Consider the following 6,009-nt stretch of genomic DNA (forward strand, 5'->3'; position numbering starts at 1 on the left):
CTGCGCGCTCTCGCCCGGCGCCGCGAGAAGCGCGCCGTCTGTCACCGTCGCGGCGGCGAGGCCCTCGCTGCCCAGGAACAGAGGCGCGCTGCCACCGGGCCAGTCGGCGAAATGCCGCCAACCCCGGGCGGTGACGTCGAAAAGATCGAGGCCGGCTTTGATGGACGCGGCCCCTCCGGAATCCTTCAGAAATACGTCAAACCAATCCAGCTGCAGGCGGTCGATCTCGGCGTCCCCCGCCGGGCCCATATCGCCGCCCGAGGCGCGGCCCCAGGGGAGATGGGGCCATGGACCGACGACGAGGCGCTGTGGCTGCGCGGTCCGCGCGCGGGCGCTCGCGAACCCATCCAGCGTGCCCATCAGCATCGTGTCGTACCAGCCGCCGATATGGAGCATCGGCACGTCCATGGATTTGCCGGTGAGCGCACCGCGCGGGGAGATGGCATGCCAATAGGACGCCTCTGCGCCGTCATGCTCCACCCAATCGGCGAAATGCCCGAGCGCACGATAGCGTCGGAGGATATCCGGGAAGGCGGGCGTGTCGTCCATAAGCGGCAGGGATTTGGCGGCGCGGGAGAGGGCGGCGAAGGCCTCGGCCTCGCCATCATGGGCTGCGCGGATCGCCGCCATCTGAATGCCCCAGCCGATGCTGTCGGCCAAGCGAAAGGCGCCACCCTCATAAGCCCAGTCGCCCTGCACGTCCCAGCCGATCATGACCGGGCAGAGGGCGGCGAGCTTCGCCCCGCCGGCCAGCGCCAGAAGCTGCGTCATACCCTGATAAGAAAAGCCGTACATGCCGACGCGGCCGTTCGAGCCGGGCAGGCCGGCGGCCCAGGCGACGGTCTCCGCACCGTCCGCAATCTCCGTCTCGAACGCCATGAAGCGCCCTTCGGAGGTGCCGGTGCCACGCACATCCTGGATCACCACCAGATAGCCTTGCGCCGCGTACCAGCGCGGATGGGCGAAGACGACGGTGGAAGCGATGCGGCGGCCATAGGGCTGGCGCATGAGCAGTACGGGGAAGGGACCGCCCGTGGCGGGGCAATAGAGATCGGCATCCAGCCGCACGCCGTCGGCGAGCATGAGGGAGACGGTTTCGGGGCCCAGGACCTTCATCATGCGGCTTGCCTTCCGGGAAAGCGCAGGCGGGGTTGCAGCTCGGTCGCGATGAGGCGGAGCGAACGCTGCACCGCGTCCGTCGGCAGGCCCGGCAGTTGGGGCATGAGGTCCAGCCGGTCGAGACCGAGCAGGTCGATATGCGCGTTGAGGCGTTCGGCCACCTCATCCGGCCGGCCGACCAAAAAATCGACCTGACGGCGGCGTTCCTCGGGCGTGTCCGCGGTTTCGGGCAACAGGCCCTCGGCCACCGCCTGGGCGTGATAGCCTTTGTTGCCGAGCGCGGCGAAGTAAAGCTCGGTCGCCTCGGCGCATTGGGCGACGGCTTCCGCATGGGTTTCCGCGAGGAAGACAAGGCGCACGCCGCGTGCCTCGCCCTGTCCGCCGGCGGCGCGATAGCGGCGCACGAAACGCGCCTGGGCGATGCCGATCTCCGCTTGTCCCACGACGAAGTTCAGCCCGCGTTCGGCGGCGAGTGCGATGCTCTCGTCATCCCGCGCCGCGATCCACAGCCGCTGCGCCAGATTGGGCTGTGCTGCGAGGGACAAGGACATCTCGCCGGTGAGGAAAAACAGAAGTTCGGAAAGCTGGCGGCGGAAGCGGCGGGATTTCTCCTCCCGACTCTCAGGGCTGCCGGGCAGCGTCGGCCCCTGGCCGATGCCGAATTCCACCCGGTCCGGTGCCAGGAGTTGCAGCATCATCATCTCCTCCGCCGCGCGGCGGGCGTCCGTCGCGAAGAGCTTCACCCCGGTGCCGACGGTGATGCGCGGCAGGCGGGCGGCGAGATGGGCGAGAAACACCTCTGCCGCCGGCACCCGGCCATGGAAGGCGCCGGAACTGGGCGACAGGTGATGCTCGCCGATCCAGACCGACGCAAAGCCGAGGGATTCGACCAGGGCCATTTCGCCGATCGCTGTTTCCAGCACCGCGCGATCCGAAAGCGCGGTCGCACCCCACATCTGGTTGAAGAGGCCGAGTGGCGGTGACGCCGGGATCATGACAGCCCCTCCGTCGGGTCATGCGCCCAGGGCATTACCCGTCGTTCCAGCAGCACGACGAGACCGACGAGCACCATGCTGCTGAGCGTCGCGACGAGCACGGCGGCCCAGACCTCGTCCGACTTGTACTCGGCACCGGCGAAAACGATGAGATAGCCGAGGCCGCGATTGGCCGCGACCCATTCCGCGACGATCGCCGCCAGGAAGGAGGAGCAGGCCGAGAATTTGAGCGCTGTGAAGATGAAGGGCAGGGCCGCCGGCAGGCGCACCATCCAGAGCTGCTGCCAGCCGCTGGCATCGAGGCTGTGCATGAGTTCGCCCATATCGGCCTCCGCGCTGCGCAGGCCGCGCATCGCGTTCACCAGCATCGGGAAGAAGACGAGGAAGATGGCAACGAGGATTTTCGGCTCCATGCCATTGCCGAAGCCGATGATGAGGGCGGGCGTGACGGCCACGATCGGCACCGCTTGTGCGGCCATCGCGAGTGGAAGGATGGCGCGGCGGGTTGTCGCGGAGGTTACGAAGACGACAGCGAGAAGCAGGCCGAGGGTATTGCCGAGGAGGAGGCCGATGATCGCCTCCGCCGCCGTGATGCCGGCATTGCTCGCGATGAGCCCCGGCTGGTTCCAGAAGACACCGAAGACGGCAGCAGGGGAGGGCAGCACCAGCGGATCGACCCAGCCGAGGCCGGTCGCGGCCCACCATAGAACAAACAGGGCCAGCAGCACGCCGGCCGGCCCCGCGATACGCGCGGCGCGGCTCATGCGCGGCCCTCCGCTTCCGCCCAGGGGGTGGCCAGGCGCTCGACCAGGGAGACGACGCCGACGAGCATGAGGGTCAGGGTCGCGGTGACGACGACGGCAGCCCAGAGCGTCGGAATCCGGAAATACTGGCCAGAGAGCACGACGAGATAGCCGAGGCCCAGATTGGAGCCGATCCATTCTCCGACGATGGCGTTGATGAAGCTCGCGGTAGCGGCCACGCGCAGCGCCGCGAAGAAATAGGGCGCGGCCGCAGGCAGCTCGATCATCAGCAGGCGCTGCAACCGGTTGGCCGCGAGGCTGTGCAGCAACTCGTGATAGCCGCGATCGGCCGCGCGCAGCCCGCGGGTCATGTTGATCAGCATCGGAAAGAAGGCGGTGATGGCGACGAGGGTGAGGATCGCCGGCATGCCGCGCCCCATGACGAGCACGATGAGCGGCGTGATGGCGATGAGCGGCACCGCCTGGGTGGCGAGCGCCAGCGGGAAGAAGCAGAGACGCAAAGTCCGCGAGGCGGTGAGCAGCACGGCGGCGAGCAGCCCGAGGACGGAACCGATGACATAGCCGCTGAGCGCTTCTCGCGTGGTGGCAAGGCCATGGCGGAGCAGGACGCTCCGCTCGCTGACCAGGGTGGCGGCAAGCTTTCCCGGCGCGGGCAGCAAGTAATTCGGAATCATCCCTTGCGCGCTCACCCAGGTCCAGACGGCGAGAGCAAGGAGGATCAGCGCGGCGGGCGGCAGGATGATGGCCGCCGCATGACGTGTCTTCTCTGGGCGGGCACTCATGCGCGGGAAATTCCGACCGAGCGCCAGGGGCGGCGGCCGAGATGGGCGACACCCGCCCGCGCGGCAAGCGCATCGGCAGCGGCACGCGAGCGGGCACGCACGGCACCCTCGTCCACCGTCGTCATCCGTCCGTCCCGCATGACGATGCGACCGTCGATCAGGACGGTCGAAACCTCGTGGCCGAGGGCGGAATAGACCAGCGCCGAAACCGGGTGATGCACGGGTCCGATGGCGAAACCATCAGTATCGATGACCGCGATATCGGCCTTCTTGCCGATTTCAATGGAGCCGATGTCGTGATCGAGGCCGATCGCGCGGGCGCCGTCGATCGTCGCCATTTCCAGCGCCTTTTCGGCCGTGATGATTTCCGGGTTACGATGATGGCCCTTCTGGATGAGGGACGCGAATTTCATCGCCTGGAACAGGCTGTGATTGTTGCTGCTGGCGGGCCCGTCCGAGCCGAGGCCGACGGTGACACCGGCATCCAGCATGGCCGGAATGGGCGGCACGCCGGAAGCGAGATACATGTTGCTGCAGGGATTGTGGGACACCCGCGTATCATGACGGCGCAGCAGGTCGATATCGTTGCCGGCGCATTGCACGCAATGGACGGCAAGCACGTCCGGCCCCAGGAAGCCGATTTCGCTGAGCAGCTCCGTATCCGTGCAGTGAAAGCGGGACTGGGACTGTTCGATCTCGAAAGCGGTTTCGGCGACATGGGTGGTGATAAAGGCGCCTTCCTCATCCGCGAGGCGCCGCGTGGCGCGCAGCGTTTCGGCATCCAGCGCCCAGATCATCGACGGCGCGAGACCGACCTGCACGCGGCCGCCGAGCTTGTTATTGGCGCGGATGACAGCGCGTGCATCGCCCAGCGCCTGTTCGGGCGTTTCGATGAGGGGAACCGGAATGCCGAACTCGGCGCCTGTGGTCAGGAAGCCACGGCAGACGCGGCCACGAATGCCCGTCTGCCGAAAGGCATCGATCACCGGCTGGGTAAGACCCGGCCGGGGGTGGGCATACATGAAATCGACCAGCGACGTGACACCGGAGCGGATCGATTCCACGCAGCCGTGGAGCGCTGCGGCGGCAACATCCTCCTCCGTCAGCTCGGCCGCGGCCGGCCCTGTCATGCAGGTGAACCAGTCCTTCAGCACACGGTCATCTCCCAGACCCTTGAGCAGGGTCTGGAAGAGATGCGTATGCGTGTTCACCATCCCGGGGATGACGATACGGCCACGACAGTCGACGATCTCCGCCATCGGCTCGGCCGCGACAAGCGCCGCCCTGCTGCCGATGCCAGCAATGCGGTCCCCCGTCACGAGGACGCTGGCCTGTTCCAGCACGTCCCGGCCGGGGTTCATGGTGACGACCCAGCCGTCCGCCAGGATGATGTTCATCGCTCTATCTGCCTCAGAACTTGGGCATATCGGCCTGTTCGAGGATCGAGGTGGTCAGCACACCGTCGAGTGGAACGAGATCCTTGGTGACCCCAGCGGCCTTCAGGTTCTCATCCGTCTGCGTCCAGATCGAGGGATCGAGCCAGAGGATGCCCTTCTCCTTGGTCAGCGGGCTTTCCATGAACTTCACCTGCTGCTCGGCCTGGAAGATCTGCTGCGTGCGGTCCAGCCCATCCACGAAATTGCCGTCGATGATGTAGTTCGCCGCAGCCTTCGGATCCTTATAGAAGCCGACCCAGCCTTTCGCCGTGGCGCGAAGAAATTTCACCAGCACGGCTTGGTTGTCAGGCTTCGCGAAGAAGGCGTCCTTGACGAAGAAGGAATCGACCTGGGAGTTGAGGCCGTAATCGCCAAGCGGCAGGATGGTGGTGGGCACGCCCGCCTGCTGCACGATCAGCGGCTCGTTGAAGGCGAAGGTGGTGATTTCGCAAGCGATACGCCCGGCGATGAGAAGGGAGACGTCGTTCGGCCCGATCGTCGTCGTCTTCACCTTGTCGAAGGGCACGTTGTTCTTGGACAGGAAGAGCTTGTAATAGGGCTGAGCATTGACTTTCACACCCACGGTCTTGCCGACGAGATCCGCGGGTTTGGTGACGCCGCTATCCTTGCGGCAGGTCATGGCGAGCGGCTGGGTTTGGAACTGGCCCGCGAAAACCTTGAACTTTTCGCCCTGGCCGATGCCGGCGAGGATCTGTTCCGGATTGGCGATGCCGATCTGTGCGATGCCGGCGGCGACCATCTGCACCTGATCCACGCCTTGCCCCGCCGGGATCAGCGTTACGTCCAGCCCCTCGGCCTTGTAATAGCCTTCCTTCAGCGCGTATTCCGGCCCGTACATCTCGACATCAGGGATATAGCCGAGCACGACGCGGAGCTTCGTCATCTCCGCCGC

At 66.3% G+C, this 6,009-nt stretch carries 6 protein-coding genes; all 6 read right to left on the reverse strand.

Annotated elements, in window-relative coordinates:
* The coding region (locus VL752_RS02670) for a CocE/NonD family hydrolase (protein ID WP_325352191.1) at positions 1–1,119 on the reverse strand (1,119 nt) is incomplete at its 3' end.
* Positions 1,116–2,114, reverse strand: a complete 999-nt coding sequence (locus VL752_RS02675) for an LLM class flavin-dependent oxidoreductase (RefSeq protein WP_325352192.1) — start codon at positions 2,112–2,114, stop codon at positions 1,116–1,118. The genes VL752_RS02670 and VL752_RS02675, both read right to left, overlap by 4 nt.
* Positions 2,111–2,878 (reverse strand): ABC transporter permease, encoded by a 768-nt coding sequence (locus tag VL752_RS02680; protein ID WP_325352193.1) that lies wholly within the window; start codon positions 2,876–2,878, stop codon positions 2,111–2,113. Before VL752_RS02680 ends, VL752_RS02675 begins: the two co-directional genes overlap by 4 nt.
* Entirely contained in the window at positions 2,875–3,660 is a 786-nt protein-coding gene (locus VL752_RS02685) for an ABC transporter permease (protein ID WP_325352194.1), read from the reverse strand. Before VL752_RS02685 ends, VL752_RS02680 begins: the two co-directional genes overlap by 4 nt.
* The gene (locus tag VL752_RS02690; protein ID WP_325352195.1) at positions 3,657–5,057 is read right to left on the reverse strand and encodes an amidohydrolase family protein; all 1,401 of its coding nucleotides are present in this window, start codon (positions 5,055–5,057) and stop codon (positions 3,657–3,659) included. The genes VL752_RS02685 and VL752_RS02690 overlap by 4 nt, the downstream gene beginning before the upstream one ends.
* Before the next feature lie 13 nt (positions 5,058–5,070).
* Positions 5,071–6,009, reverse strand: a 939-nt coding sequence (locus VL752_RS02695) for an ABC transporter substrate-binding protein (RefSeq protein ID WP_325352196.1), incomplete at its 5' end; no start/stop codon positions are given.

The sequence above is a fragment of the Acidisoma sp. genome (assembly GCF_035492295.1).
Taxonomy (GTDB): Bacteria; Pseudomonadota; Alphaproteobacteria; order Acetobacterales; family Acetobacteraceae; genus Acidisoma.